This window comes from Herbidospora mongoliensis, assembly GCF_001570545.1.
In the GTDB taxonomy this organism is placed as follows: Bacteria; Actinomycetota; Actinomycetes; order Streptosporangiales; family Streptosporangiaceae; genus Herbidospora; species Herbidospora mongoliensis.
In genome coordinates this window covers 57,672-82,083 of sequence record NZ_BBXD01000008.1, presented here as the reverse complement: position 1 = coordinate 82,083, position 24,412 = coordinate 57,672, and the positions used below count along the sequence as shown (strand labels likewise).

The 24,412-nt window shown below is 69.0% G+C and carries 26 protein-coding genes and 1 tRNA gene; 11 read left to right on the top strand and 16 right to left on the bottom strand.

What is annotated here, in order from left to right; translation table 11 throughout:
- The first annotated feature begins 92 nt into the window (after positions 1 to 92).
- Positions 93 to 503: a DUF3147 family protein gene (locus tag AW272_RS00455; RefSeq protein WP_157518066.1), complete on the top strand. Its 411-nt coding sequence runs from the start codon at positions 93 to 95 to the stop codon at positions 501 to 503.
- A gap of 18 nt (positions 504 to 521) precedes the next feature.
- Here AW272_RS00455 and AW272_RS00450 read toward each other — a convergent pair whose 3' ends face one another.
- A complete protein-coding gene (locus tag AW272_RS00450) occupies positions 522 to 1,454 on the bottom strand; it encodes an SDR family NAD(P)-dependent oxidoreductase (protein WP_066359939.1) in 933 nt (310 codons plus the stop codon).
- An 83-nt stretch (positions 1,455 to 1,537) separates the two neighbouring features.
- Here AW272_RS00450 and AW272_RS00445 point away from each other — a divergent pair, with 83 nt between their 5' ends.
- From AW272_RS00445 to AW272_RS00425, 5 genes are all read left to right on the top strand, one after another.
- Positions 1,538 to 2,107, top strand: coding sequence for a TetR/AcrR family transcriptional regulator (locus AW272_RS00445; protein ID WP_066359937.1), 570 nt, complete (start codon positions 1,538 to 1,540; stop codon positions 2,105 to 2,107).
- Positions 2,108 to 2,174: 67 nt separating this feature from the next.
- Positions 2,175 to 2,468 (top strand): LLM class flavin-dependent oxidoreductase, encoded by a 294-nt coding sequence (locus AW272_RS44700; protein WP_066359936.1) that lies wholly within the window; start codon positions 2,175 to 2,177, stop codon positions 2,466 to 2,468.
- Positions 2,465 to 2,920: an LLM class flavin-dependent oxidoreductase gene (locus tag AW272_RS40175; protein ID WP_245657147.1), complete on the top strand. Its 456-nt coding sequence runs from the start codon at positions 2,465 to 2,467 to the stop codon at positions 2,918 to 2,920. Before AW272_RS44700 ends, AW272_RS40175 begins: the two co-directional genes overlap by 4 nt.
- A 76-nt stretch (positions 2,921 to 2,996) precedes the next feature.
- Positions 2,997 to 3,902, top strand: a complete 906-nt coding sequence (locus AW272_RS00430) for an SMP-30/gluconolactonase/LRE family protein (RefSeq protein WP_066359933.1) — start codon at positions 2,997 to 2,999, stop codon at positions 3,900 to 3,902.
- 35 nt (positions 3,903 to 3,937) lie between these two features.
- Positions 3,938 to 4,840, top strand: coding sequence for a phosphotransferase family protein (locus AW272_RS00425; protein WP_218010747.1), 903 nt, complete (start codon positions 3,938 to 3,940; stop codon positions 4,838 to 4,840).
- A 237-nt stretch (positions 4,841 to 5,077) separates the two neighbouring features.
- On the opposite strand, the gene AW272_RS00420 is transcribed toward AW272_RS00425, so the two are convergent.
- From AW272_RS00420 to AW272_RS00410, 3 genes are all read right to left on the bottom strand, one after another.
- Positions 5,078 to 5,755, bottom strand: coding sequence for an alpha/beta fold hydrolase (locus tag AW272_RS00420; protein WP_174551778.1), 678 nt, complete (start codon positions 5,753 to 5,755; stop codon positions 5,078 to 5,080).
- 40 nt (positions 5,756 to 5,795) lie between these two features.
- Entirely contained in the window at positions 5,796 to 8,510 is a 2,715-nt protein-coding gene (locus AW272_RS00415; protein ID WP_169807464.1) for an AAA family ATPase, read from the bottom strand.
- A 134-nt stretch (positions 8,511 to 8,644) separates the two neighbouring features.
- A complete protein-coding gene (locus AW272_RS00410; protein WP_066359922.1) occupies positions 8,645 to 9,049 on the bottom strand; it encodes a nuclear transport factor 2 family protein in 405 nt (134 codons plus the stop codon).
- Between the two features lie 173 nt (positions 9,050 to 9,222).
- Here AW272_RS00410 and AW272_RS00405 point away from each other — a divergent pair, with 173 nt between their 5' ends.
- On the top strand, positions 9,223 to 10,134 hold the full coding sequence (locus AW272_RS00405; RefSeq protein WP_066359920.1) for a helix-turn-helix transcriptional regulator: 912 nt from the start codon (positions 9,223 to 9,225) through the stop codon (positions 10,132 to 10,134).
- Between the two features lie 517 nt (positions 10,135 to 10,651).
- On the opposite strand, the gene AW272_RS00400 is transcribed toward AW272_RS00405, so the two are convergent.
- The 5 genes from AW272_RS00400 to AW272_RS00385 form a co-directional block, all read right to left on the bottom strand.
- Positions 10,652 to 10,724 (bottom strand) — tRNA-Ala (locus AW272_RS00400).
- Between the two features lie 62 nt (positions 10,725 to 10,786).
- On the bottom strand, positions 10,787 to 11,479 hold the full coding sequence (locus AW272_RS00395; protein ID WP_245657146.1) for an HAD-IA family hydrolase: 693 nt from the start codon (positions 11,477 to 11,479) through the stop codon (positions 10,787 to 10,789).
- 5 nt (positions 11,480 to 11,484) lie between these two features.
- Entirely contained in the window at positions 11,485 to 11,604 is a 120-nt protein-coding gene (locus tag AW272_RS43950) for a DLW-39 family protein (protein WP_212735470.1), read from the bottom strand.
- 463 nt (positions 11,605 to 12,067) lie between these two features.
- Positions 12,068 to 12,442 carry an ATP-binding protein gene (locus AW272_RS00390; RefSeq protein ID WP_066361157.1) on the bottom strand — a complete coding sequence of 125 codons (375 nt, stop codon included), beginning with the start codon at positions 12,440 to 12,442 and terminating at the stop codon, positions 12,068 to 12,070.
- Between the two features lie 35 nt (positions 12,443 to 12,477).
- Positions 12,478 to 12,951, bottom strand: a complete 474-nt coding sequence (locus AW272_RS00385; protein WP_169807463.1) for a DUF305 domain-containing protein — start codon at positions 12,949 to 12,951, stop codon at positions 12,478 to 12,480.
- 127 nt (positions 12,952 to 13,078) lie between these two features.
- Here AW272_RS00385 and AW272_RS00380 point away from each other — a divergent pair, with 127 nt between their 5' ends.
- Positions 13,079 to 17,482, top strand: coding sequence for a HAMP domain-containing protein (locus AW272_RS00380; protein ID WP_083957775.1), 4,404 nt, complete (start codon positions 13,079 to 13,081; stop codon positions 17,480 to 17,482).
- Here the strand turns inward: AW272_RS00380 and AW272_RS00375 are convergent.
- Complete coding sequence (locus AW272_RS00375; RefSeq protein WP_066359911.1) at positions 17,479 to 18,813, bottom strand: sensor histidine kinase; 1,335 nt, start codon at positions 18,811 to 18,813, stop codon at positions 17,479 to 17,481. The two genes, AW272_RS00380 and AW272_RS00375, sit on opposite strands and share 4 nt — an antisense overlap.
- Entirely contained in the window at positions 18,810 to 19,478 is a 669-nt protein-coding gene (locus tag AW272_RS00370; protein WP_066359909.1) for a response regulator transcription factor, read from the bottom strand. The genes AW272_RS00375 and AW272_RS00370 overlap by 4 nt, the downstream gene beginning before the upstream one ends.
- Before the next feature lie 170 nt (positions 19,479 to 19,648).
- On the opposite strand from AW272_RS00370, the gene AW272_RS00365 reads away from it, so the two are divergent.
- On the top strand, positions 19,649 to 20,296 hold the full coding sequence (locus tag AW272_RS00365; protein WP_157518063.1) for a hypothetical protein: 648 nt from the start codon (positions 19,649 to 19,651) through the stop codon (positions 20,294 to 20,296).
- 168 nt (positions 20,297 to 20,464) lie between these two features.
- Here the strand turns inward: AW272_RS00365 and AW272_RS00360 are convergent, their stop codons facing one another.
- The 4 genes from AW272_RS00360 to AW272_RS00345 all read right to left on the bottom strand — a co-directional run bounded on the left by AW272_RS00360 (position 20,465) and on the right by AW272_RS00345 (position 22,802).
- On the bottom strand, positions 20,465 to 21,049 hold the full coding sequence (locus AW272_RS00360) for a methyltransferase family protein (protein ID WP_066359905.1): 585 nt from the start codon (positions 21,047 to 21,049) through the stop codon (positions 20,465 to 20,467).
- Positions 21,046 to 21,993, bottom strand: coding sequence for a cation diffusion facilitator family transporter (locus AW272_RS00355; RefSeq protein WP_245657145.1), 948 nt, complete (start codon positions 21,991 to 21,993; stop codon positions 21,046 to 21,048). The genes AW272_RS00360 and AW272_RS00355 overlap by 4 nt, the downstream gene beginning before the upstream one ends.
- Positions 21,986 to 22,381: an ArsR/SmtB family transcription factor gene (locus tag AW272_RS00350; protein WP_066361155.1), complete on the bottom strand. Its 396-nt coding sequence runs from the start codon at positions 22,379 to 22,381 to the stop codon at positions 21,986 to 21,988. Before AW272_RS00350 ends, AW272_RS00355 begins: the two co-directional genes overlap by 8 nt.
- A 70-nt stretch (positions 22,382 to 22,451) precedes the next feature.
- Positions 22,452 to 22,802, bottom strand: coding sequence for a hypothetical protein (locus AW272_RS00345; protein ID WP_066359903.1), 351 nt, complete (start codon positions 22,800 to 22,802; stop codon positions 22,452 to 22,454).
- Positions 22,803 to 22,929: 127 nt separating this feature from the next.
- On the opposite strand from AW272_RS00345, the gene AW272_RS00340 reads away from it, so the two are divergent.
- Together AW272_RS00340 and AW272_RS00335 are read left to right on the top strand one after the other, a co-directional pair.
- Positions 22,930 to 23,241 (top strand): DUF5709 domain-containing protein, encoded by a 312-nt coding sequence (locus AW272_RS00340; RefSeq protein WP_066359901.1) that lies wholly within the window; start codon positions 22,930 to 22,932, stop codon positions 23,239 to 23,241.
- A 102-nt stretch (positions 23,242 to 23,343) separates the two neighbouring features.
- Entirely contained in the window at positions 23,344 to 24,156 is an 813-nt protein-coding gene (locus tag AW272_RS00335) for an SAM-dependent methyltransferase (protein WP_066359899.1), read from the top strand.
- Here the strand turns inward: AW272_RS00335 and AW272_RS00330 are convergent.
- Positions 24,153 to 24,341: a DUF5999 family protein gene (locus AW272_RS00330; protein WP_066359897.1), complete on the bottom strand. Its 189-nt coding sequence runs from the start codon at positions 24,339 to 24,341 to the stop codon at positions 24,153 to 24,155. The genes AW272_RS00335 and AW272_RS00330 overlap by 4 nt on opposite strands.
- Positions 24,342 to 24,412 lie beyond the last annotated feature (71 nt).

The following is a 24,412-nucleotide window of genomic DNA, read 5'->3' as shown; positions in this document are numbered from 1 at the left end:
AGGCCTGCTCATCATGGCCTTCACCGCACTGGGCGACGCGCCGAACAGACACGATTCGCGCTGTTCGCGGGCGCGGGCCGGGCGGTGGCCTCATGAGCCGAGTGGAAGAAGGCCTCCGGCTGCACCCGTCGAGACTCCGCTCCATCTCCGTGCGCGGCCTCGCCCTACGGTTCGCCTTCGGCGCGACGATCTCGGTGATCGCCGGGCTGGTCGGGAACCATTGGGGGCCCGTGGCGGGTGGGGTGTTCCTGGCTTTCCCGGCCCTCCTGGCCGCCACGCTGACCTTGATCGATAAGAAGGATCAGCGCAGCCGTCCAGCGGCCCACGACGCCAAAAGCGTGGCGCTCGGAGCTGCGGGCATGATCGGAATCGCCGGATGCGTCTGGGGTCTGGCGGTGACGCTGCCCGCCTGGCTCGTCTTGCTGATCGCCATAGCGGCGTGGGCCGTGCTGGCCGACGTCCTGTACTTGATCTTCGGACGACTGACCCCCTCGACGACCTGAACTCGGACGACTCCGTGGTCACACCGGGAACGTCACCCGGGTCAGCTCTTCCGAGATCGTCCACAGCCGGCGCTGGGCGGCCGGGTCATGGGATCGCGGGCTCGACCGCACCACCTTCGGGTACCCCCTGCTTTCCTGGAACCCGTCCGGCCCCACATACTGGCCGCCCCGAATGGCCGGGTCGGTCGCGGCGCGCAGCGAAGGCAGCGCCCCCATCTCGGCAGGCTGGATCAGCAACGGCCGGACCAGCGCGAAGAAGGCCCGGAAGTACCAGGGCTGGCTCGAGACCGAGGTTCTGGACCCTCCCGTGTCGGATCCCCCGGGATGCGCCGCGACGGCGATCGTCCCCCCAGCTCCGGACAGCCGGCGCTGGAGTTCGTAGGTGAACATCAGATTGGCCAATTTGGAGTTTCCGTACGCGGCGACACGGCTGTACTCGCGGGTGTTCCAGTTGACGTCGCCGAAGTCGATCGGCCCGCCCTGCCGGTGACCCGCGCTGCTGACGGTGACCACTCGGGAGCCGGGGACGGGCAGCATCATGTCGAGCAGTAGCCCCGTCAGGGCGAAGTGCCCCAGGTGGTTCGTGCCGAACTGCATCTCGAAGCCGTCCGCCGTGGTCTTTCGCGGGGCGTACATGAGACCGGCGTTGTTGATCAGCAGGTCGATGCGGTCATGGGTGGCCCGCAGTTCGTCGGCGGCCTCGCGGATCGAGGCCAGCGAGGCCAGGTCGAGGCGCCGCACCATGACGTCGGCGTCCGGAACGGCCGTGATGATCTCGGCCGCCGCCCGCTTGCCCTTGTCCAGATCACGTACGGCGAGGACCACCGACCCTCCGCGCGCGGCGAGCGCCTTGGCGGTCTCGAAGCCGATTCCGGTGTTGCCTCCGGTGATCACGGCGACGCGACCCCGCTGATCGGGCGCGTCGGCGGTCGTCCACCGCTGTCGGGGCATGGGTCCTCCAGATATAATCGGAGCGATCGTTCCGTTTATATACCATACCGGAACGCACGCCCCGTTTGTCGAGGAGACCTCTTGTGACCGAGAAACCCCGGCCGCTGCGCGCGGACGCCGCCCGCAACCGCGCTCGCGTGTTGCAGGTCGCCTACGAGACCTTCGCCGAAGAGGGCGCGGCCGTCCCGATCGACGAGATCGCCCGCCGCGCCGGAGTCGGCGCGGGCACGATCTACCGGCACTTCCCCACCAAGGAATCGCTGTTCCGGGCGATCGTGGCCGACCGGTTGCGCCAGGTCGTCGAGCGGACCCGCGAACAGGCGGCGGTCGACCCGGGAGAAGGTCTGTACGCCTTCCTCGTCCACATGGCCGAACAGGGCGCGACCGATCTGGGCCTCACGGAAGCCTTCGCGGGGATCGGATTCGACCTGGCCGAGGCCCTGCCCGATGTCGAGAAGGAGTTCACGGGGCTGATGGCCGACATCCTCGCCCAGGCCCAGCGCGCGGGAACCGTGAGATCCGATGTGGACGTGGCCGACATCAAGACCCTGATCGTCGGCCTGCAGGCGATGCGGCGCTTCCGCGGCGACAGCGAGTTGATGCACCGCGTCTACCCGGTGATCAGAGCCGGCCTGGCCGCACCTCCGGACTAAGCGGGGCGATCGTTCCGGTACATTTCTCACCGGAACGGTCGCCCCGAATAATTCTGGAGCTGACCGCATGGACATCAGCTTGTCGAGCTACGGCTCCGCCCCCATCCCGGAACTCCTGACCGAGATCGAGCAGGCGGCGGCGAACGGCTTCTCCCGTTTCTGGCTCGGCGAGCACGGCGGATGGGATCCCCTGACCGTGTTCGCCGCACTGGGAGACCGCGCCCCCGACATCGAACTGGGCACCTCCGTCGTGGGCACCTACCCGCGCCACCCCCTCGCCCTGGCCGCCCAGGCGCTCACCACCCAAGCCGCGACCGGACGTCGATCTCCGCCACCGGCGGCGTCACCGCTCCCGGCGTGACCCCGCCATCGCTCCTGCTGGCCGCGAACGGCCCTCGGATGCTCGCCCTCGCCGGCGAACACGCCGACGGCGCGCTCACCATGTGGACGACGCCCCGCTTCCTCGGCGAGGTCGTGGTCCCCACCGTCACCACCGCTGCGGCGGGACGGGCGACACCCCGCATCGCCGTCGGACTCCTGGCGTCCGTGACCTCAGACGTGGAAGGAACACGTCAGCGCGTCAACACCGACTTCAGCCAGGCCGCGACGCTGCCCACCTTCCGCGCCCTGCTCGACCGGCAGGGTTCCACCGGACCGGACGACACCCTGATCGCCGGCGACGAGACCTTCGTCGAAGAAACGGCAGCCGGCTTCGCCGCCGCCGGAGCCACCGAACTGATCATTTTCCCCGTAGGGCGCCCCGAGGACCGGCACCGCACGATCGCCCTGTTCGCCGATCTGGCCAGCCGATAGGAGGCCGTCCTTATCGGCCGGACGCAGTTTGAGACAAGGGAGGACCTGCCTGTTCGCCTCCAGGAAGGGGAAGATCATGTCTTCCGTAACACCCGCCTCCCCGCTCGGCAGCTGGGTGGGCACCGACTACGAGGTCGTCGCCGAGTTCGGCGAACTCATGCCGACCGGCGTGACCGTGACCGACGAAGGACGCCTTTTCGTCTCCTTCCCGAGGTGGGGCGACGACGTGCCCTTCACCGTCGCGGAGGTCGTCAAGGGCGAAGCGGTCCCCTATCCCGACCCCACGTTCAACGAATGGAGCCCAAGGGCCACCGCGGACACCCTGGTGTCGGTACAGAGCGTCATCACCGACCCGGAAGGCCACGTATGGCTGCTCGACACGGGCAGCCTCGCCTTCGAGCCGTGGCTGGAGAACGGGCCGAAACTGGTCGAGGTCGACCCGGCCACCGACCGGGTCGTCCGGATCATCCCGCTGGATCCGGCCGTCGCCACCCGCGCGATCGTGCAGGGCGTCGTCCGGGAGAACTACCGAGTCGGCGTGGACGGCATCGCCCTGAGCGCCGACGGCTCCCGCCTGTTCTACTGCCCACTGTCCAGCAGACGCCTGTACAGCGTGGCGACCGACGCCCTGCTCGACCGCTCACTGACCGACGAGCAGGTGGCGGCCACGATCGTCGACCTGGGCGACAAGGGCGCGTCCGACGGTCTGGAATCCGACGCCGACGGAGCCGTGTACGCCACCGCCTACGAGCACAGCGCCGTCGTCAAACGCGACGCCGACGGCACCTGGTCGACGATCCTGCACGCCCCCGACCTGCTGTGGCCGGACACCCTGGCCCTGGCAGGCAACGGTTTCCTGTACGTCAGCGTGAACCAACTGCCGCGAACCCCGCTGTTCAACGGAGGAACCGACACGCGGGTGCCGCCCTACCAGGTCATCAGGATCCACGCGGGTGCCCGCCCCATCCGCCTGGGCGGGTGATCCGCGCGACGGGCCGGCCGTTGACACTGGCATGGGTGAGCCGGCACCTGAAGACCGGCGAACGGATCGTCAGAACCGAGGAACTGCACGGCGGCATCACCGCCGACATACGAAGGCTGACCATCGGCACGCCGGACGGAGGCACCCGTGACCTGGTGCTACGGACCTTCGTCGACATGGAGCACGCCGAGGATTGGCTGAACAGGGAGGCTCACGCCCTGACCTCGTGCGCGGGGACCGGCGTGCCGGCTCCTGAACTGGTCGCAGTCGATCCGACCGCCGCCCATTGCGAGTACCCCTCGCTCCTCATGACGCATCTGCCAGGCCGGACAATCCTGGTTGATGAGGGATTGGAGACCCGCGTCCCTCTGCTGGCCCGTCAACTCCTGGCCATCCACGCGTTGCGACCCGCTGAGCGACCCCGGGCATACGTGACCTTGACGACCGCCGACACCGTCGTGACCCCGGAAGGCGCCGACGCGGCGGCATGGGCCGCGGCCATCGAGGTGATCCGCAAGCCCGCGCCCTCCTACGAAGGGCGGGTCCTGCACCGCGACTTCCAACCCGGCAACGTGCTGTTCGCCGTGCCGCCCTCAGGTCCGGCAGGCACCCGGATCACCGGCGTCGTCGACTGGGCGGGGGCCTGCTGGGGCCCGGCGGATCTCGATGTGGCGCACTGCTCCACCAATCTCGCCCTACTGCACGGACCGGCGTGGGGTCTGCGGTTCGCGGAGGCGTATGAGGAGGCCGGCGGTGTGCTGGCCGCGACCGGGGACGAGCGGCTGTTCTGGCAGGTGCGGGACGCGCTGGCGTTCTCAGAGGAAGTGCAGTCGGTGTCGCAGCCGTGGAGGGAGGCAGGCAGGACAGAGTTGACGACGCGTGCAGTAGAAGAGCGATTGGACGCCTACGTCACCCTTCTGATGAACGCACTGGCCTGAGCAATCGCGGGTTCGAACGGCCCTAGTCTCGTCGTTGCGAGAGCCGCCTCAAGAGTCGGGTGGCCGGCCAGGCGAAGCCCTGACGGTAAAAGGCTCTGAGGTCCCATAGACCTTCTGGGGCGGGATGGCCTCTTCCTCGGTGGCCACCAAGCCCAGGAGGGATCGTCCGCCAGGCCGGGGTCTGCCGGGGCCGGGTGAAGGCAACCGGCCCCGGCAGGTCTTTCTGCGCCCGGTGAATCAGGCGTTGGCCGCCTGGCGGATGAGATCGGCCACAGCGGCGGGCTGCGACAGGTAGACCGAGTGGCTGCCCGGCGTCTGGGCGACCGTGGCCCCGGCGCGCTGGGCCATGGCGTGCTGGGCGGGCGGCGGGATCATGCGGTCGTCGGCGGCCACCAGGTACCACGACGGCTTGCCGCGCCAGGCGGGTTCGGTGACCGTACCGCCGAGGGCGTCCACACCCCACGGGACCTGCGAGTCGGCCATGAACGCCGCCTCCTGTGCGGGCAGGTCCCCGGCGAACGACGCGGCGAACTTCTCCCGGTCGAGCAGCAGGAAGCCGTTGACCGGGGGCAGGATCGGCGGCACGGGCGCGCCGGGCGGCGGGTCGGCGATGAGGGTGTTGACCGACTCGCCCTTGTCGGGGGCGAACGCCGCGATGTAAGCCAGCGCCGCGACGTTGGGGTGGGTGCCGGCCTCGCTGATGACGACGCCGCCGTAGGAGTGGCCGACCAGGACGGCCGGGCCGTCGAGTGCGTCAAGGACCTGGTGGGTGGCGGCGACGTCGCCGGCCAGGGACAGAGTCGGGTTCTGCACCACCGACACGCGGTAGTCGTCGGCGACGAGCAGGTCGTAAACGGCCTGCCAGCCGGAGCCGTCGACGAAGCCGCCGTGGACGAGCACGATGTTATGGATCATGTTGTTCACGGTAGGAATCAGACGGCCGCGCTCGCGTACGTCAAATGATGTAATCCCCCGGCCGGGCGGTCATGAGGTGGCTCAGCTCGCCACGCGTGGTGATGCCGAGTTTGGGGAAGATGCGCGACAGGTGCGTACTCACAGTGCGGGGCGAGACGAACAGCCGCCTGCCGATGTCGCGGTTGGTGAGGCCGTCGGCGACGAGCTGCGCGATCTGCAGCTCCTGGGCGGTGAGCCGGTCGCGCGCGTCGTTCTTGCGGCGGATGCGCTCGCCGCTGGCGCGCAGCTCGCGCAGCGCCCGCTCCGCCCATGGCACCGCGCCGAGGGCGTCGAAGGCCTCGGCCGCCGCGCGCAGGGGCGCCCTGGCCTCGGCGGCCCGGCGCTGACGCCGGAGCCACGCGCCCCAGGCGTGACGCAGCCGGGCCCGTTCGAACGGCCAGCCGACCAGATCGTCACGCAGTGCACGGGTGAACAGTTCCTCGGCGCTCTCGTCCGGTGCCGTGACGGCCCTGATGTAGGCGAGCGCCACCTGACCGACGGGTGAGCCGCTCTCCTCGACCAACGGGGCCAGCTCGGCCGCGACCGCGCGCAACTCGATCTGACGTCCGCTGAGCAGCGCCGCCTCCGCCAGGTGAGGGAGGGCCCACAGCCGGATGTACTGGTGATAACTGATCTCGGTCGGGTCGAGGATGGGGCGCAGCGCGTCCCAGGCCGCGTCGAAGGTCCCTTCGGCCAGTTCGGCGGCCCCCCTCGCGAGCTGCACCAGAGACAGCATCGGGTGGGCGCCCGCCGACAGGAACGCCCGCTCCACCTGCGCGGCGAGATCGCGCGCCACGTCGGTCGCGCCACGCAGCGCGTGGATCTCCGCCGCGGCGGCGTCCACCGTGAGCACCCACTGCGGCTGCCCGGTCTCGATGGCCAGTTCCCTGGCCTCGGCGGCAGCGACGGCTCCGAGCCGGGTGTCGCCGAGCCGGGCGGCCGAGGTCGCCTGGCCGACGAGCGAATGCGCGAGTGCCCCGAACGGTCCCCTTGCCCGCATTCCAGCGCTCGCCTCCGCGTACAGCCGGGCGCCCAGAGGGAACGCCCCGACCGCGTTCGCCGCCTCGCCCAGCGCCTGCAGGTTGGTCGGGCTGATCCAGCTCGACCTGCTCAGGGAGTCGAGCCGGCAGAGGATCTGCCGGCCCCGCTCGATGGGGGCGATCATCGCGATCGACGAGACGAGTCGCGGGTCGTCGCGCGGTACGTCCAACCGCTCGATCGCGGCGAGCAGCGGGACACGGCTGTCGGACGTGGGATTGGAGAAGTACCAGCGCATGCTGACCCGGGCCAGCCAGCGCAGCGCGAACGCCGAACCGTCGCGCGCGCCCAGCTCGTCGAGGACCGCGCCGAGGTCGGACAGCCGGTCGACGCCGGTCCAGACGAAGTGCAGGACGAGGTTGCGGAAGTAGGTGAGCCGGGACCGGTCGATCAGCGCGAGGTCGGCGTCTTCCGCGCGGCCGACGAGACGTTCCAAAGCGGTGCGGTCGCCGATGTCGAAGGCCATCAGGGCCGCGTCGATCAACCGTGCGCCACGCAGGGCCGGGTCCGCGGTGAGAAGGGCGGCCCGCTCCTGCGCCTCCAGCGCACGCCCCGAGGCGCCGCTGTTCTCGGCGCGCAGCGCGGCGGCCGCGAGTCCGGCCGCCACGTCGTCGTCATAGGAGGACGCCGCCGCGGCCAGGTGCCAGATCCTGTGGTCATCGTCGACGGGCAGGGCGGCGGCGAGTGCGGCGTGCGCCCGGCGGAGCAGGTCGGCCTCGGCCGCCTGGACGATCGCCGATCTGATCAGCGGGTGCCGGAACGTGATGCGCACGGCACCGGGGACGAGCAGCCCCGCCTGAGCCGCCGGGACCAGCGCGGACGCCTGGATCGGCGCGTCCACCAGCAAGGACGCGGCCCGCATGTTCTCCTCGAGCGCGTCGTCCTCGTTGATGGCGGCGACGAGCACGAGGATCCTGGTGTCGGCGGGCAGGCCGCCGAGCGTCTGGACGAACGCCCGCTCCAACCGCTCCGTTGTCGGCAGTCTGCTCGCGGCGAGCATCTCGTGGTCCTGCCGGGAGGCCATCGCGGCGAACTCCAACAGCGCGAGAGGATTGCCCGCGGCCTCCGCCAGCACACGGGCCCGCAACGCCATACCCAGCTCCGGCGCGACACGCGCCAGCAACTCGGCCGCCGCCTGGCCCCCGAGCGGCGACACGGTCAGCGCGGGCAGGCCCGACGCGGCGAGCCTCGTCTGTGCGCCGGCGTCGTCGCGCAGGGTCGCCAGCAGGGCTACGGCGTCCGAATCCAACCGGCGTCCGACGAAGGCGAGTGCTTCCCAGCTCGGCTCGTCCAGCCAGTGCGCGTCCTCGACGGCGAGCACCAGCGGTGTGTCGCCCGCCAGCGCGGACAAACGGTGCAGCACAGACATGGCGGCATGCAGGGACCCGCCGTCCAGATCATCGGGACCGAGCCCCGCCTCGGCGAACAGCCGGCGCAACCCTTCGTAGGGAACCTGGCCTTCGGCGGGCACACCGGTCACGGTAAGGACGCGCGCGCCCCTGGCCACCGCCTCACCGACGGCGGCGCCGAGCAGCGCCGATTTGCCGACTCCCGGCGCCCCGCTCAGCACCAGGGCGCCACCGCCGCCCTCCTTCGTGCCGTCCAGCAGCGCCAGCAGGTCGCGGAGTTCGGCGTCTCGTCCCACCAGGTCGTGCGCCGCCATGACGACAATGCTCATCCTGTTCTCCCACGTCGTAAAGGTATGGATGACACCGGCAGGATGCAGAAGCCACGTGAGGTGCGTCATACGAGGTCACGGTGGCCAGGCACCGTGAAGCTCCGGCGGCGACGGTCCGCGAGTTCGAATGCGCGCTACACGACCTTGGGCTTGTCGACCAAGCTGCCGGCGTCGTGGTAGAACAGCCGATTCTCGACGATCTTGCCGTCCTTGATGGTGAATTGTTCGATGAAGTGGGTCAGCTCACCGGTCGCGACGTCCGTGATGCCGACGCACGCCGCGACGCGGTCTCCATCAGCCATGGTGTAGTGCACCGTGATCGAGGAGACGTCGAGGTAATTCGGCAGGACCTGGGCGAGGCCGAGAAATTCGTCCTTGCCGTGGTAGGCCTTCCCGAAGGGCAGGAACAGCGGCTCGATGACCGTGACGTCGTCGGACAGATGGGAGAAGACCCCCTCGATGTCGCCGTTGTTCGCCGCTTCGAACATGGCTTCGACGATCGCGCGGTTCTGCTCGGTCAGTGATGTGGCTGCGGACATGGTGTTCTCCTTTGAGGTAAAGGCGTCGGAGGAAGGTGCATCGAGGTGAGCGGGGAGCGCCGGCGTCTGCGGCACCCAGCCAACATCGGCTCGCCGCATCCCGGCAGATCCTGCGAAAAGGGGTACTCACAGAGACCCCTTCCGGGACGTGAGCCGGGCGTACCCTCGGTCCCATGGACGAGAAGGAGGCCGCGCGGGCGGCGGTCCGCGAGTTCCTCACCACCCGCCGCGCCCGCGTCACCCCAACCGACGCCGGCCTTCCTCCTCAGGGCACCCGCCGTCGGGTGAAAGGCCTACGCAGGGAGGAGGTCGCGTTGCTCGCCGGGGTCAGCCCGGAGTACTACATTCGGCTCGAACGCGGCCAGGCATCCGGGCCCTCCAACGGAGTCGTCGACGCCGTCGCCGACGTCCTGCGCCTGGACGATGACGAACGCGCTCATCTCGACCGGCTGCTCGCCGCCCTGGCCCCCACAGGCCGCAAACGGAACCGCAGCGCGGCGAAGGACCTGGTCGCCCCCGGAATCCGGGTGTTGCTCGACTCGATGGACCACCTACCCGCAATGGTCTTCAACGGCCGGTTCGACATCCTCGCGGTCAACACATTGGGGCGCGCACTCCTCGCACCGCTGTACGACCGGACCGGACAGCCGAACAGCGCCCGCTTCCTGTTCCTCGACGAGCCCAGGGCCCGAGACCTTTTCCCCGAGTGGGACCGGATCGCAGCCGACACCGTGGCGATGCTGCGCATCGAGGCCGGCCGCCACCCCGACGACCCCGACCTGACCGAACTGATCGGACAACTAGCGACCCGCAGCACAGAATTCCGGACACGCTGGGCGACCAATGACGTTCGAACCCACCGAGCCGGCGCGAAGACCTTCCGGCACCCACTCATCGGCGAGATCACACTGCCCTACGAGACCCTCCGCATCGAGGCCGTCTCCAGCCAGATCCTCACCGTCCACACCCCGAGGCCCGGCACCCCCGAAGCCGACGCAATCCGCCTCCTGGCCAGCTGGAACGCCGACAACCAACGGAACGACAACCCGACAACGGGAACACACGGCCGGAACCGCGAAAACTAACTTGATCTTAATCTGTGCCGGGTCGTCACAGATCCCGGCTGACCACGGGGACAGCCCACCTTTCTCCGCCGATACGGCCACTCACTCGGGCTGAACGCCGCAGCGCCGATCTCCGGTCTGGAACGAAGGCTCGGTCACCCTGAATCTGCGTCGCTGGGACGCCGAGCCGCTTCACGATCCTCGGAAAGGAGCTTCGCCGAGCCCTCCTCGAAGCCGAGATGACCCTCATCTGCTCCGTCATGCCCATTGACCACGCGAAAGCGAGCGAAGCGAAAGCCATCCGAGCGAAGCGAGGCCTTACCGGGGAGCGCGAGGGGCGGAGCCCTTCGCCAGGAGCAAAGCGACCCGGAGCGAAAGCGACGCCGGGGGCGCGACAGCGCACCAGGGGGAGCGCGAGGGGGCGACAGCCCCTTCGCAGCGGGGGGGGTTCGGGGGGTCGTCCCCCCGTAGACGAACGAAAACGGCTCGCGACAGCCGCCCCGAAGGGGCGTCAACCACGAGCCGTTGAAGTGAAGAGTGGAGCCTAGGAGATTCGAACTCCTGACATCCTGCTTGCAAAGCAGGCGCTCTGCCAGCTGAGCTAAGGCCCCGATGACGCCCGCTCCAAGCAGACGTCGCTACACGGTAGCAAGGATCTCAACCTGCTCGCCACTCACCGGACGGCGGCCACGTCGCTCCCCATGACAACAGCGGGAAAATCAGCGATCGACTCCAGGATGTGTGTGGCCCCACCGCCGGCGAGCCGGTCACGGCTGTGCACCCCGGTCAGCACGCCGGCGACCACAGCGGCCCCGGCCCGCCGAGCCGACACCATGTCGCTCTCGGTGTCCCCTGCCACGGCGACCTCCCGGACATCCTCGATCCCGAGCTTCATCAGCGCGGTCAGGATCATGTCGGGATAAGGCCGGCCCCGCCCGCAGTCTTCCGGCGAAAGGGCGAGGTCCACCTTGTCGTACCACCCCAGCGCCCCGAGGACCCGCCCCATGGTCCCCCGGGAGAAACCGGTCACCAGAGCGATCTTGATCCCCGCCCCGCGCAGTTTCTCCAGCGCCTCGACGGTCCCCGGGAGCGGATTGACACCGGCACGCTCGATCGACCCCTCGTAGGATCGCTCGAAGGTCAGGTTGGCGGCCTGAGCCTGCGCCTCGTTGTCGGGGAAGATCCCCCGGAAGACGTCGATCTTGGGGCACCCCCGGGACCGGTGCACATGCACCATCGCGCGTGCATAGGCACTGGTCCCGGGGACGATCCCCTGCGTCGCGATCGACTCGGCGAACGCCCGTTCGACCAGGGCGATGTCGCCGATCGTGGTGCCCGCCAGGTCAAGGCAGGCCAGCTTGATCACGAAGATCAGTTCTCGCTGCCGGTCGCCTCGGTCCAGAGGTCGAGCTCGGCCCGATCGGCCTGGACCTTACGCCAGAACAGCAAGCCAACAACGGCAACGATGGCAAGAAGAAGCAGCTTCTTCATAGTGATGACCCCATTTCCCGGGTGTGACAAACGCCCGGTTCCGCCCCCGGGCCGCGCGCCGAATACAACACTTTATCCCCCCGAGGATTTTCGTCGCGAAAGCCGTACCGAGGAGGGCTCCGCTATCAGCGAAAGAGACGAGACCCGAGGTGAGCAACGAGCTTAGCCTCGCACCAACCCCCGCGTCAGCCGCACAGCGGGTCCCCAGGGCCCTCGCAGATCCTCAGCGGCACCGGCCTGCAAGGCAGCCGACAGTGGCACCCTATGACCCAGTCCACTTGCGTGCCGTCATCCGGCCGCCGATGCGAGCCACGGCAAGCAGATCGGCTCGGGCGCTCGGCCTTGCGGGCAGGCTTCACCGCCAGCCGCACCAGATCGCCCAAGAGCCATAAACCCGTCAGCCACCCGTAGAAAGGCCTCAGCGCTGCGGCACCCCAGCCATCAGCCACCCGCACAAAATGCCTCAGCCCTGCGGCACTCCGGCCGTCAGCCGCACCGTAGTCCCGTCAGGCGCCGTGCTCACCACGATCGTCGTCAGCCGGTGCATCAGCCACAGCCCGCGCCCGCCCGTAGGCGTCCGCAAGGACCCCGTCGCGATGCCCGGCCCGCCGTCCGACACCTCGCACAGCACCCGCGCCCCTTCGCGCCACAACCGCAGCAGGCGCGGTGACTTCGCGTAGCGCACCGCGTTGGTCACCGCCTCGTGGACGGCCAGCACGTAGTCGTCCAGCCCCAGCCCCGACAACCCCGCCGCACCCGCGCAGTCATGGACCGAGCGCCGGACCTCGGGCACGGTCGTCTGGTCAAGGTCGAGGGAGAGAAGGAGGTCGCCCGCCATTGGCTTCGCCTCCCGGAATGTCGTCTCACCCAACCCTAGGCCAGTTGCCGCCCGATCTCCGCGACCATCTCCTCCTGATCGCGGACCAGGCGGCGGGCAAGATCTGCCGTAGGCGAGTGGTCTCCCACCGCCACGACCACCCGGGCCGTCACCATGCTGGCTTCCAGGTGCCGTGACATCAGCGCGAACCAGGTTCGGTCGAATGCCGCCCCGGTGAGGTCGCGCAACTTGACGAACTCCGCGTCGGTCACGTTCCCCGGGCCGATGGGGCGGGCGCCTGCGGGGGGCGCGGCGACCTCCCACATGGAGAGCCAGTTCTCCATCATCTGTACGTCCGCACGTCCCTGCGTCTTCATTGCGAACGCGGTCGATTTGATCCAGTCGTTGAAGGCCCTCCCCTGGGCCATTTCGGCCAGCTGCACCGTCTGCCGGTGCTGGGGAATCATCTCCAGGGAAAACCGCACGTCAGGATCTGCTAGATCCGCACCGGAACAGGCGGCGACCAGCATCAGCACCAGGCTGGCCGCGAATAGCCGAATCGCGCTCATCAGCCGGAGGTACGCAGGATGACCCGGCTAGGTTCAGGTTCTACGGTGGAAAAGCAAGAATTCCTCATGGGCAGGACATGGAGCGAGCGTGGACACGATCAAGCGTGAACGGGAACTCGATCTCCGTCAGCTGCTCGCCGGCCTTACGGCGGTCCGCGACGGCGACTTCGGCACCCGGCTCCCCGACGACGGCGACGACGGCCTGCTGAAGGAGATCGCGACCGTCTTCAACGGCATGGTCGACCAGCTCTCCCTGTTCACCAGCGAGGTGACCCGAGTCGCCCGCGAGGTGGGCACCGAAGGGCAGCTGGGCGGGCAGGCCGACGTACCGGGGGTGTCGGGCACCTGGAAAGACCTCACCGACTCCGTCAACGCCATGGCCGGCAACCTCACCGACCAGGTGCGTGACATCGCCCAGGTCGCCACGGCGGTGGCCAAGGGCGACCTGAGCCGGAAGATCACTGTGGACGTCCGGGGCGAGATCCTCGAGCTCAAGAACACCCTGAACACGATGGTCGACCAGCTCAGTTCGTTCGCCGACGAGGTCACCCGAGTCGCCCGGGAAGTCGGCACCGACGGGCGACTAGGCGGCCAGGCCGATGTGAAGGGTGTGTCGGGAACCTGGCGTGACCTCACCGACTCGGTCAACTTCATGGCGGGCAACCTCACCGACCAGGTGCGGTCGATCGCCCAGGTCACCACGGCGGTCGCCAAGGGCGACCTGTCGCAGAAGATCACTGTGGACGCCCGGGGCGAGATCCTCGAACTCAAGAACACCATCAACACGATGGTCGACCAGCTCAGTTCGTTCGCCGACGAGGTGACCCGAGTCGCCCGAGAGGTCGGCACCGACGGCCGGCTGGGCGGTCAGGCCGACGTGAAGGGCGTGTCCGGAACCTGGCGCGACCTCACCGACTCGGTCAACTACATGGCCGGCAACCTCACCGACCAGGTCCGCAACATCTCCCAGGTGGCCACCGCCGTCGCCCGGGGCGACCTGTCGCAGAAGATCACCGTCTCCGCGCGCGGCGAGATCCTCGAACTCAAGAACACCCTGAACACGATGGTCGACCAGCTCTCCAGCTTCGCCGACGAGGTCACCCGAGTCGCCCGAGAGGTCGGCACCGAGGGCCAGCTCGGCGGGCAGGCCCGTGTCCCCAACGTGGCCGGCACCTGGAAGGACCTCACCGAGTCGGTCAACGTCATGGCCGACAACCTCACCGCGCAGGTCCGCTCCATCGCCGAGGTCACCACGGCGGTCGCCAAGGGCGACCTGACCCAGAAGATCCGGGTGGACGCCCGCGGCGAGATCATGGAGCTCAAGGAGACCATCAACACGATGGTCGACCAGCTCAGCGCCTTCGCCGACGAGGTCACCCGCGTCGCCCGCGAGGTCGGCACCGAAGGGAACCTCGGCGGTCAGGCCACCGTGCGCGGGGTGTCGGGCACCTGGAAGGACCTCACCGACAACGTCAACGTCATGGCCTCGAACCTGACCAGCCAGGTCCGCTCCATCGCCCAGGTCTCCACCGCCGTCGCCCGGGGCGACCTCAGCCAGAAGATCACCATTGACGCGAAGGGCGAGGTCGCCGCGCTGGCCTCGACGCTGAACACGATGGTCGACACGCTGAGCGCCTTCGCCGACGAGGTCACCCGCGTCGCCCGCGAGGTGGGCACGGAAGGTCAGCTCGGCGGGCAGGCCCGGGTGCCCAACGTGGCCGGCACCTGGAAGGACCTCACCGACAACGTCAACTCGATGGCCAACAACCTCACCAACCAGGTGCGGAACATCGCCCAGGTGACCACGGCGGTGGCCCAGGGCGACCTGACCAGGAAGATCGACGTCGACGCGCGAGGCGAGATCCTGGAGTTGAAGACCACCATCAACACGATGGTCGACCAGCTCTCCAGCTTCGCCGCCGAGGTCACCCGCGTCGCCCGTGAGGTCGGCTCGGAGGGTCGGCTGGGTGGCCAGGCCGAGGTCGAGGGCGTCTCCGGCACGTGGAAGCGCCTCACCGAGAACGTCAACGAGCTGGCCGGGAACCTCACCCGCCAGGTGCGGGCCATCGCCGAGGTGACCAGCGCGGTGACCTCGGGAGACCTGGCCCGATCGATCACCGTGGACGCCTCGGGCGAGGTCGCCGAGTTGAAGGACAACATCAACTCGATGGTGAAGTCGCTCCGCGAGACGACCCTGGCCAACAAGCAGCAAGACTGGCTCAAGACCAACCTGGCCGGCATCTCCGGCCTCACCCAGGGCCACCGTGACGTGGCCGTGGTGGCAGAACTGGTCATGAACGAACTGGCCCCGCTGGTCAACGCCCAATACGGCACCTTCCTCCTGGTGGAGGAGACCGGCGTCCTCCAGGTGGTCGGCAGTTACGGCCACCGCGACCACGACCGCCGGTTCGAGTTCGGCGAGTCCCTCGTGGGCCAGGCGGCGGTGGCCAAGGAGCCGATCCTGGTCGAGGACATCGCCCCGGGCTTCCTGACGATCTCCACGAGCCTCGGCGCCGCCGGGCCGGTCAACCTGATCGTGCTGCCCATCGTCGTCGAAGACCAGGTCCTCGGCGTGATCGAGCTGGCCAGCCTGAACAGGTTCACCCAGATCCACCGCCTCTTCCTGAGCCAGCTCGTCGAGACGATCGGCGTCAACGTCAACACGATCGTCGCCAACGCCCGGACCGACGCCCTGCTGGGCGAGTCGCAGCGCCTCGCGACCGAGCTCCAGGTCCGGCAGGAGGAGCTCCAGCGCTCCAACGCCGAACTGGAGGAGAAGGCCGAGCTGCTGGCCCAGCAGAACCGCGACATCGAGACGAAGAACAGCGAGATCGAGCAGGCCCGTCAGGAACTGGAAGACCGGGCCCAGCAGCTCGCGCTGGCGTCCAAGTACAAGAGCGAGTTCCTCGCCAACATGAGCCACGAGCTGCGGACCCCGCTGAACTCGCTGCTCATCCTGGCCCAGCTGCTCGCCCAGAACCCGGCCCGCAACCTCACCGCCAAGCAGGTCGAGTACGCCAACGTCATCCACTCGGCCGGCACCGACCTGCTGCAGCTCATCAACGACATCCTCGACCTGTCCAAGATCGAGGCCGGCAAGATGAACATCACGCTGGAGGCCATGCCGCTGCGGCAGCTCCTCGACTACGTCGAGGCGACCTTCCGCCCGCTGACCACGGAGAAGGGCCTGCGCTTCGACGTCGTCGTGGCGCCGGACGTGCCGGCTCAGCTCCTCATGGACGAGCAGCGCCTCCGCCAGGTGCTCAGGAACCTGCTCTCCAACGCCGTCAAGTTCACCGAACGCGGCTCGGTGGAGCTGCGGATCGAACGGGCCACCGACGACACGATGGTGTTCCACGTCGTCGACACCGGCATCGGGATCGCCGACGGGAACCTGTCCCAGATCTTCGACGCCTTCCAGCAGGCCGACGGCACCACCAGCAGGCGTTACGGCGGCACCGGCCTCGGCCTGTCTATCAGCCGGGAGATCGCGGCCCTGCTCGACGGCGAGATCAAGGCGGTCAGCAGACTCGGCGAAGGGTCCACGTTCAGCCTCTATCTGCCGCTTACCGAGGCCACACCGATGACTCCGCCGCCGCCGCGGCTGGGCCCGCCGAGGCGGTTCGTCCAGATCCCGATGACCCGCGAGGGCCGCCACCTGCTGGTGGTCGAGTCGCGTCCGAACGGGCTGCTGGCGCAGCTCGCCGAGTCGGTGGTCGCCGACCTGGGCGAGTCGCACGGCCCGGTCTGGGTGTCCACCGCCAACGACCCCGACGCCGCGATGACCGCGTTGATGCAGGGCGGCTACCAGTGCATCGTGCTCGACCTGGGCATGCCGCAGGACGCCGCCGCCGAGTTCCTGCGCCGCCTCGACGAGCACCACGCCCTGCGGGAGCTGCCGATCCTGGCCCACCACACGCGCACGCTCACCCGTCCGCAGGAGAACCTGCTCCAGGGCCGGTCGAACAGCCAGCCGCTGGAGCGCCTGCCCAGCCTCGACGAGCTGCGCGAACGCATCACGCTGCACCTGACCGCACAGGACCCGGGCGCGGTGCTGCCGCTCGTGGAGGCCAGCCCCGACGAGCGTCCACAGGCTGTGGAGAACGTCGACACCGGCCTGGTCGGCCGGAAAGTCCTCGTGGTGGACGACGACGTCCGCAACGTCTTCGCGCTGACCAACATCCTGGAACTGCACGGAATGCAGGTCCTGTACGCGGAGAACGGCCGCAAGGGCATCGAGGTGCTGAGCCGCCACGAAGATGTCGATCTCGTCCTGATGGACATCATGATGCCCGAGATGGATGGCTACGCCGCCACGGCGGCCATCCGCAAGATGCCCCGCTTCGCGCACCTGCCGATCATCGCCGTCACCGCCAAGGCCATGCACGGCGACCGTGAGAAGACCCTGTCGGCGGGCGCCAGCGACTACGTCACCAAGCCCGTCGACGCCGAGGAGCTCATCACCCGCATGCAGCAGTGGCTGGAGCTCTAGGGGAGGGTCAGCCGGAACAGCGCGCCGCGCGGGCTGTCCTCGATCGTCAGCGTGCCGCCGTGGGCGATCACGATCTCGCGCGCGATGGCCAGCCCGAGCCCGGCCCCGCCGGCGTCGCGGTCGCGGGCCTCGTCGAGCCGGGTGAACCGGTGGAACACCCTTTCCCGGTGCTCCACCGGGATGCCCGGCCCGTCGTCGAGCACTTCGAGGAGGGGGCCTTCGGCGACACGTACAGAAACAGCCTTTTCGCAGTGCCGCGCGGCGTTGACCAGCAGGTTCGTGATGACTCGGGTGAGCTGGGCGGGGGAGCCCCGCACCACGACGCCGGGTGAGATATCCAGATTCATCGGTACGTGAAGGCGCACCGCCTCCTCCGTCGCGAGTTGCCCCAAATCGACCTCCTGGAGGCGCAGCGGCTCCCCGGCGTCGAGCCGGGCCAGCACCAGCAGGTCGGCGGCGAGCGACTGGAGCCGGGTGACGTCGGTCAGCGACTCCTTGGCCAGCGCCGGGGCGTCGCGTTGACCCAGTTCCAGGCGGGTGCGCAGGGTCGCGATCGGGCTGCGCAGCTCGTGGGCGGCGTCGGCGACGAACCGTTTGTGCAGGTCGACGGCGGTTTCCAGGCGGTCGAGGGTGCCGTTGACGGTCGTCGCCAGGGCGGCGATCTCGTCGTGGGCGTGTGGTTCGGGCACCCGCTGGTGCAGGTCGCGGGCGGTGATGTCGGCCAGCTTGGCGCGGATCGCCGACACCGGCGCGAGGGCCCGGCCGACGGAGAACCAGGTCAGCCCCGCCACCATGGCCAGCAGCAGCGGGATGCCGATGACCAGCAGCCAGATCAGTGTCTGGAGCGCCACCTGGGTCGGCGCCAGCGAGGCGCGGACCGAGATCGTGGTGCCCGCATTGAGCGCCCGGGTGGCGGTGACGTAGCTTTCGCCGGTGACCGTTCCGATGGGGATCGCCGGGCCGGCCTGCCCGAAGACCGCGTCCGGGGCGATGCCCCCGCCGTGGCCGGTGGCCACGGTCCATGTCGGCATCTCCGGGTCGGCCTGGGTGACCAGCACGTCGGGGTCGGTGATCACGATGGGGGCGAGCGGGGTGGCACCGGCCTCGGTGCGCTTGGCCGGGCCATCGGTCGGCATCGGCGCGGCGGGCTGCGCCGGCGCGGCCATCAGCGTCGTGATCTGCTCGGCCTTCCGGCCCGCCTCGTCGGCGGTCCCGCTGACGAGACTGGTGCGCAGCACCCCGATCAGCACCGCGGACGCGACGCCCAACGCGACCGCGACGATGAGCGTGACGGTCACGGTGGCGCGCAGCCGCACCGACCAGCGGCTCATGATTCCAGCCGGTAACCGGCGCCCCGGACCGTGACCAGCGACGTCTTCCCGAAGGGCGCGTCGATCTTGCGGCGCAGCGCGCTGATATAGACCTCGATGATGCTCGGATCGCCGTCGTACGCGAAATCCCACGCCTGGGCCAGCAGGTCGGCCTTGGAGACGACCTCCCCCGGACGTCTGGCCAGCGTGTGCAGCACGGCGAACTCCTTGGGCGTGAGGGCGATCTGCGTGTCACCCCGACGGCAGCGCAGACCGGCCGGGTCGACCACCAGGTCCCCCACGGTCAGTGCGACCGGCCGGGCCGAACCGCCGCGTCGGACCAGCGCCCGGAGCCGGGCCAGCAGGACCACGTAGGAGAACGGCTTCGAGAGGAAGTCGTCGGCGCCGGTGTCGAGCGCCTCGGCCTCGTCGTATTCGCCGTCCTTGGCGGTCAGGATCATGATCGGCGTCCAGTTGCCGTCGTCACGCAGGCGTCGGCAGACGGCATAGCCGCTGAGCCGGGGGAGCATCACGTCGAGCACGATCGCGTCGTAGTCGTGCTCCCCCGCCAGCCACAGCCCTTCCGCGCCGTCGTGCGCGACGTCGACCGCGAACCCCTCGTCGGCCAGACCCGATTTCACCAGGTCGGCCAGACGGCGTTCGTCCTCCACCAGCAGCACGCGCATGGTCCCACCTTCGCAAAGGGCACCTAAAGCGAACCTGAAGCGAGACGCGGACGGCCGGAGACCGGCCGTGGCTCGCGCTGTGAATCTGCCTCAAGAACAGACGGCCTTCAGGCTGGCTTCAGGTACGCCGGGCCAGGGTGGCGATCATCCGAACGAAGGAGATGTTCCCCATGAAACATCGACGCCTGGCCGCAGCGGGCCTCCTGGCCCTGGCCGTGACCTTTGGCGCGACGGGAGCCGCCAACGCCACCGACGACGTCGTCCCGACCCTCACCTCGGTCGCGGACACCATCAGCTGCACCGCGGTGGACGGCGAGAACGTCCAGATCAAGGACGGCGTCATCACCGTCGACGGCAAGGAAGTGGCCGCCGTGAAGGTCACCAAGGCGATCCCGGCCCTGCCGGGCGAACCCGGTGTACCCGCGGCGCCCCACCCCGCCGGGGGGCCGGTCCTCGTCGGGGGCGAGGGCCTCGCCGTGGCGGCGGCAGCGCCGCTTCCGCCCGGCGAACCAGGAAAACTGGCCGAGACGGTGACCATCGTCGCGGCGGTCCCCGGCGAGCCCAGCGGGCCGATCGAACTCGGTGAGGTCAAGGCCGTGCCGGCGCTGCCGATGCCCCAGGGCGAAGCGGGCACCACGATGGCCAAGCCGACCTCTCCCGACGAGGGCCCCTCGTTCTCCATCGGGGGCGAAGCCGGCCAGGCGTCGCCCGGTGAGGGTGCCCCGCATGCCATCGAGGGCGCCAAGGTCGTCTGCGTCAGCGCAAAGGCCCCCAAGAGCCCCGAAGCTCCGGAGTCCCCCGCCGCACCCGCGGAATAGAGGGCGCTCTCGCGTTCTCCGTTCACCTGCTCGTGACGGCGAGGCGGGGAGCGGGTGGTTGGCGCCGGATACGGCGCGGACCAGCGGCGGTGGGCGGTGCCGGCCAGGCGGAGCCGTAACGGAGGAAACGGCTTTTGAGCTTTTGAAGAGGACCCGAGCGAAGACCTCTCAGGCTTGCCATTTCGGGATGAATCGGCCGGTCCTGGCCATGTAGGCGGTGAAAGCCGTTCCGTGGACGCGGGCCAGGTAGGGCTCCTCGACCGCGCGGACCTGGATCTCGACCGCCGCGACCAGGGACACCAGTGCGGCGACCGACGCCCAGGTCGGGACCAGGAAAGGCAGTCCGGCCAGGGCCACGACCATCGCGGAGAAGATCGGGTTGCGCACCCTCCCGAAGATCCCGGTGGTCACCAGGTCGGTGCGTTCCGCCGCGTCGACGCCGATGCGCCATGACGCACCCATGGCGCTCTGCGCGGCCAGGGTGAGGATCAACCCGGCGGCGGCGAACACGAGCCCCACGGCCATGGGCTCCAGCGTCGCCGGGGTGATCCCGGTCAGTTCGAGCAGCGGCGCCGCCACGGTGAGCACCATCGAGAGGATGAAGAGGACCCCGCCCCACCACCCCAGACCCAGCACCGGCTCTCGGATGCCGACGAAGCCGGTGCTGCCCGTCGCCCGCCACTGGGCCCAGCTCCGGTAGCCGAACGCCAGGGTCAGCCCGACGCCGTAGATCAGTAACGCGGTGAGGCTCATTCGTCTCTCCGGTGGACGGGCCCGTGGGGGTCGGCGCAGTGTTCGTCGCCGATGGTCAGCAGGTCGGGGTGGGCGTGGTCGACCTGGAGGGTGGTGTGCTCGATCCCGTAGGCGTCGCGGACCAGCCGTTCGGCCGCCAACCGGGCCGCGTGGCAGTCGGCGCCGGGGTTCACCAGGATGTGCGCCGAGAGGGCGGCGTATCCGGAGGTGACCTCCCAGATGTGCAGGTCGTGCACCTCGACCACGTCGGTGATGTCGGCCAGCCTGCGTCCGGTCTCGGCCGGGTTGAGGCCCACGGGGGCGGCCTCCATGAACACCCGGCCGGCGTCGCGGACGAGCCCCCAACCGGCCTTGACCATGAGCAGCGCGACGACCAGCGCGGCCACGGCGTCGGCGCGGGCCCACCCGGTGAAATAGACGACCAGACCGGCGATCGTGGTCGCGATGAACGCGAACAGGTCGTTGAGGATGTGCTGGTAGGCGCCCTCGACGTTGAGACGCGACCGGTCGGCCCGCCGCAGCAGCCAGGTCGCGATCAGGTTGATCACGATGCCCGCGAGCCCGGTGAAGACGACGAACAGCCCTTCGACCTCGGGCGGCGTGATCAGCCTCCGGACACCTTCGTAGACGAAGAACGCCGCCAGCAGGAGCAGCGTGATGCCGTTGAGCTGCGCCGAGACGATCTCGGCGCGCTTCAGGCCATAGGTGAACCCGCCCTGCGGCGGCCGGGCCGCGATCCGCATGGCGACGAGGGCGAAGAAGATGGCGAACGCGTCGGTCAGCATGTGACCGGCGTCGGTGATCAGCGCCAGCGACTGTGCGATGAAGCCGATGACCACCTCGACGGCCATGAAGGCGATGATGAGCGCCAGCGCCGCACTCAGATACCGCCGATCGGCGTCCTGGGAAACCGCATGGCCATGGCCATGACCGTGGTCACTCACTGATCGGTCCCTTCCCATCGTGGCGCATGTGGGTGATGGCCAGGTCGAACAGCAGGCGTACATGCGAGTCGGCGAGCTGGTAGTAGGCCATCCGCCCCGCCCGGCGCACCTTCACCACCCGGTGGCCGCGCAGCAGGCGCAAGGCGTGGGAGGCCGCCGACATGCTCTGGCCGGTCGACGCCGCGAGGTCGCACACGCACATCTCACCGCCCTCCAACAGGGCGGCCAGCAGGCGGAGCCTCCCGGGGTCGGCCAGCAGCCCGAACACCTCGGCGAGGTCGCCGACCAAGTCGTCGTCGGGCATGACCGAGCGGACATGGGCCACCCGCTCGGCGTCGACGCACGCGTCGGGCGCCAGAGCCACTTCGACATTTGAACGATTATTCATACGTCGACTGTAAAACAACGGGCCGCCCCCCGGAAGGGGGACGGCCCGCAGTTGGTTGTGGACTACCCGATCAGAAGCGGTTGTAGTACCCGCCCAGCTGATCGCGGTACATCGGGTCCTTGAAGGTCATCTCGTCGTACTCGGGAGCGTTCTTGATCTCTTCCTTCGTACGTGCGACGAACACCTTCTGCTCCTGCGGGTCGATCTGAGTGACCGTCCCGGCCGGAAGCACGACCTTCTTACCGAAGATCCACGGGCCCGTGTCGACCACGAGGTAGCTTTCGCCGACCTCGTAGTTCGACTCGTCCACGGAGCCGATCTTTCCGTCTGTCGCCTCGACCGTGAAGCCGGTCACGTCCAGGGTCGTGGTGGGATCCTGTACGCCCTGACGGTAGGTCCAGAGGTTCTCGTTCGGCTGCATGTGCCTTCGCTCTCCTTTGTGGGGTTTGCGGTTGTGGCACCACCCCTACTGCCCGGCCGACCCGTGCCAAACATGTCGTTTCGCGGCAATCTCCCCGGGCAACCCCTGACTGAAGGGGGCGAAAGCCATGAAAGAACCCGATGACCAGGGCATTCAGGACGTCGACCTCGACGCGGAGGACGAAGTCGAAAACGCCGACCACCCGATCGGTCTCGACGATCCGGACGAGGACTCCCTCGACCGGCGACTGTCCGCCGAGCGGCCCGAGGCCCATTTGCACCACGCCCGCGACGAACGCGTGGCGGCCGGCCGCTTGGTCGACCCCGATGAGGGCCTGGGCGAAGACGACGAGAACGAACTCGTCGGCGATGAGGCCGGAGACGACGACGGACGCTATTCGGCCGAGGAGTCGGCCATGCGGGTGGAACGGGATATGTGATCTAAGCCACAAATCCGGAAATGTCGAGTCATGATCCTCGCACTGGGGCCTCGTCCCATAACATCCGTAAAAACTGAGGCTCCAGCCGCGAAGGAGAAGGACGTGACGTCCGAGGAGCGGGCTCCCGCCGGAATCGACCCGTCGGTGGCGAGCGTGGCGCGGATCTACGATTACTGGCTCGGCGGCAAGGACAACTTCGCGTCCGACCGCGCGGCGGCCGACAAGTTACTGGAGTACGTGCCCAACGCCCGGGAGATGTGCCGGGAGAACCGGGCCTTCCTGACGCGGACGGTCTCGTTACTCGCCAACGAGGGCGTCGGTCAGTTCCTGGACATCGGCAGCGGGCTGCCCACCCAGGACAACACCCACCAGGTGGCGCACCGGGTGAACCCCGGCGCGCGGGTCGTCTATGTCGACAACGACCCCATCGTGCTGGTGCACGGCCGGGCCCTGCTCGAGGACAACGGGCACACCCGGGTCGTCAACGGAGATGTGCGTGATCCGGCGGCGCTGCTGGCAGACGCCGAGGTGACGGAGCTGATCGACTTCAGCAAGCCGGTGGCGGTGCTGCTGCTGGCGATCCTGCACTTCGTCAGTGACGACGACGAGGCCGCGGCGATCATGGCGGCGATTCGGTCGGAGCTCGTGCCCGGGAGCTACGTGGTGATGACACACGGCTTTCCCGGTGAACTGCAGGACGACACGCTCGACTCGGTGCGGGAGGTCTACGCGAAGACCGCTTCCGGCGGCGTCGCGGGGCGCTCCCGTGCGCAGATCGCGAGTTTCTTCGAGGGTATGGAGATCATCGATCCCGGAATCGTGCCCAGCGAGGCCTGGCGCCCCGACGTTCCGTGGGACGTTCCGGTCGACTTCACCAAACACGGAGTGCTCGGAGTGGTCGCTCGGGTTCGCTAGGCCATCGCCGGCGCGCGATGCGGGATGCAGGTGCTGCAGTCGGGCATCAACAGCCCGGTGTCGTCGAACAGCACGACGCCGTTGCACAGGAGGCTCCAGCCCTGCTCAGGGTGGGCCGCCACGACGTGGGCGGATGCGCGGTCGGAAGCGTACGCGGACGGGCAGTTCGGGTGATGCTGGCACATGATGGGAACCTCTTCCCAGGTGGTGCGTTCGAGGGTGGTTGCTGATCAGTAGGGCAGGAGCCGACCTGACG

Bases quoted from the DNA above. Each gene is read 5' to 3' on its own strand.
- AW272_RS00420 (WP_174551778.1), bottom strand. From the start codon at position 5,755: ATGATCCATAACATCGTGCTCGTCCACGGCGGCTTCGTCGACGGCTCC.
- AW272_RS00390 (WP_066361157.1), bottom strand. From the start codon at position 12,442: ATGGCGGGCGACCTCCTTCTCTCCCTCGACCTTGACCAGACGACCGTG.
- AW272_RS00370 (WP_066359909.1), bottom strand. From the start codon at position 19,478: ATGCGCGTGCTGCTGGTGGAGGACGAACGCCGTCTGGCCGACCTGGTG.
- AW272_RS00345 (WP_066359903.1), bottom strand. From the start codon at position 22,802: ATGCAGCCGAACGAGAACCTCTGGACCTACCGTCAGGGCGTACAGGAT.
- AW272_RS00330 (WP_066359897.1), bottom strand. From the start codon at position 24,341: ATGTGCCAGCATCACCCGAACTGCCCGTCCGCGTACGCTTCCGACCGC.
- AW272_RS43950 (WP_212735470.1), bottom strand. From the start codon at position 11,604: ATGAAGAAGCTGCTTCTTCTTGCCATCGTTGCCGTTGTTGGCTTGCTG.
- AW272_RS00375 (WP_066359911.1), bottom strand. From the start codon at position 18,813: ATGAGCCGCTGGTCGGTGCGGCTGCGCGCCACCGTGACCGTCACGCTC.
- AW272_RS00455 (WP_157518066.1), top strand. From the start codon at position 93: ATGAGCCGAGTGGAAGAAGGCCTCCGGCTGCACCCGTCGAGACTCCGC.
- AW272_RS00430 (WP_066359933.1), top strand. From the start codon at position 2,997: ATGTCTTCCGTAACACCCGCCTCCCCGCTCGGCAGCTGGGTGGGCACC.
- AW272_RS00450 (WP_066359939.1), bottom strand. From the start codon at position 1,454: ATGCCCCGACAGCGGTGGACGACCGCCGACGCGCCCGATCAGCGGGGT.
- AW272_RS00365 (WP_157518063.1), top strand. From the start codon at position 19,649: ATGAAACATCGACGCCTGGCCGCAGCGGGCCTCCTGGCCCTGGCCGTG.
- AW272_RS00350 (WP_066361155.1), bottom strand. From the start codon at position 22,381: ATGAATAATCGTTCAAATGTCGAAGTGGCTCTGGCGCCCGACGCGTGC.
- AW272_RS44700 (WP_066359936.1), top strand. From the start codon at position 2,175: ATGGACATCAGCTTGTCGAGCTACGGCTCCGCCCCCATCCCGGAACTC.
- AW272_RS00360 (WP_066359905.1), bottom strand. From the start codon at position 21,049: ATGAGCCTCACCGCGTTACTGATCTACGGCGTCGGGCTGACCCTGGCG.
- AW272_RS00405 (WP_066359920.1), top strand. From the start codon at position 9,223: ATGGACGAGAAGGAGGCCGCGCGGGCGGCGGTCCGCGAGTTCCTCACC.
- AW272_RS00410 (WP_066359922.1), bottom strand. From the start codon at position 9,049: ATGTCCGCAGCCACATCACTGACCGAGCAGAACCGCGCGATCGTCGAA.
- AW272_RS00340 (WP_066359901.1), top strand. From the start codon at position 22,930: ATGAAAGAACCCGATGACCAGGGCATTCAGGACGTCGACCTCGACGCG.
- AW272_RS00415 (WP_169807464.1), bottom strand. From the start codon at position 8,510: ATGAGCATTGTCGTCATGGCGGCGCACGACCTGGTGGGACGAGACGCC.
- AW272_RS00385 (WP_169807463.1), bottom strand. From the start codon at position 12,951: ATGCTGGTCGCCGCCTGTTCCGGTGCGGATCTAGCAGATCCTGACGTG.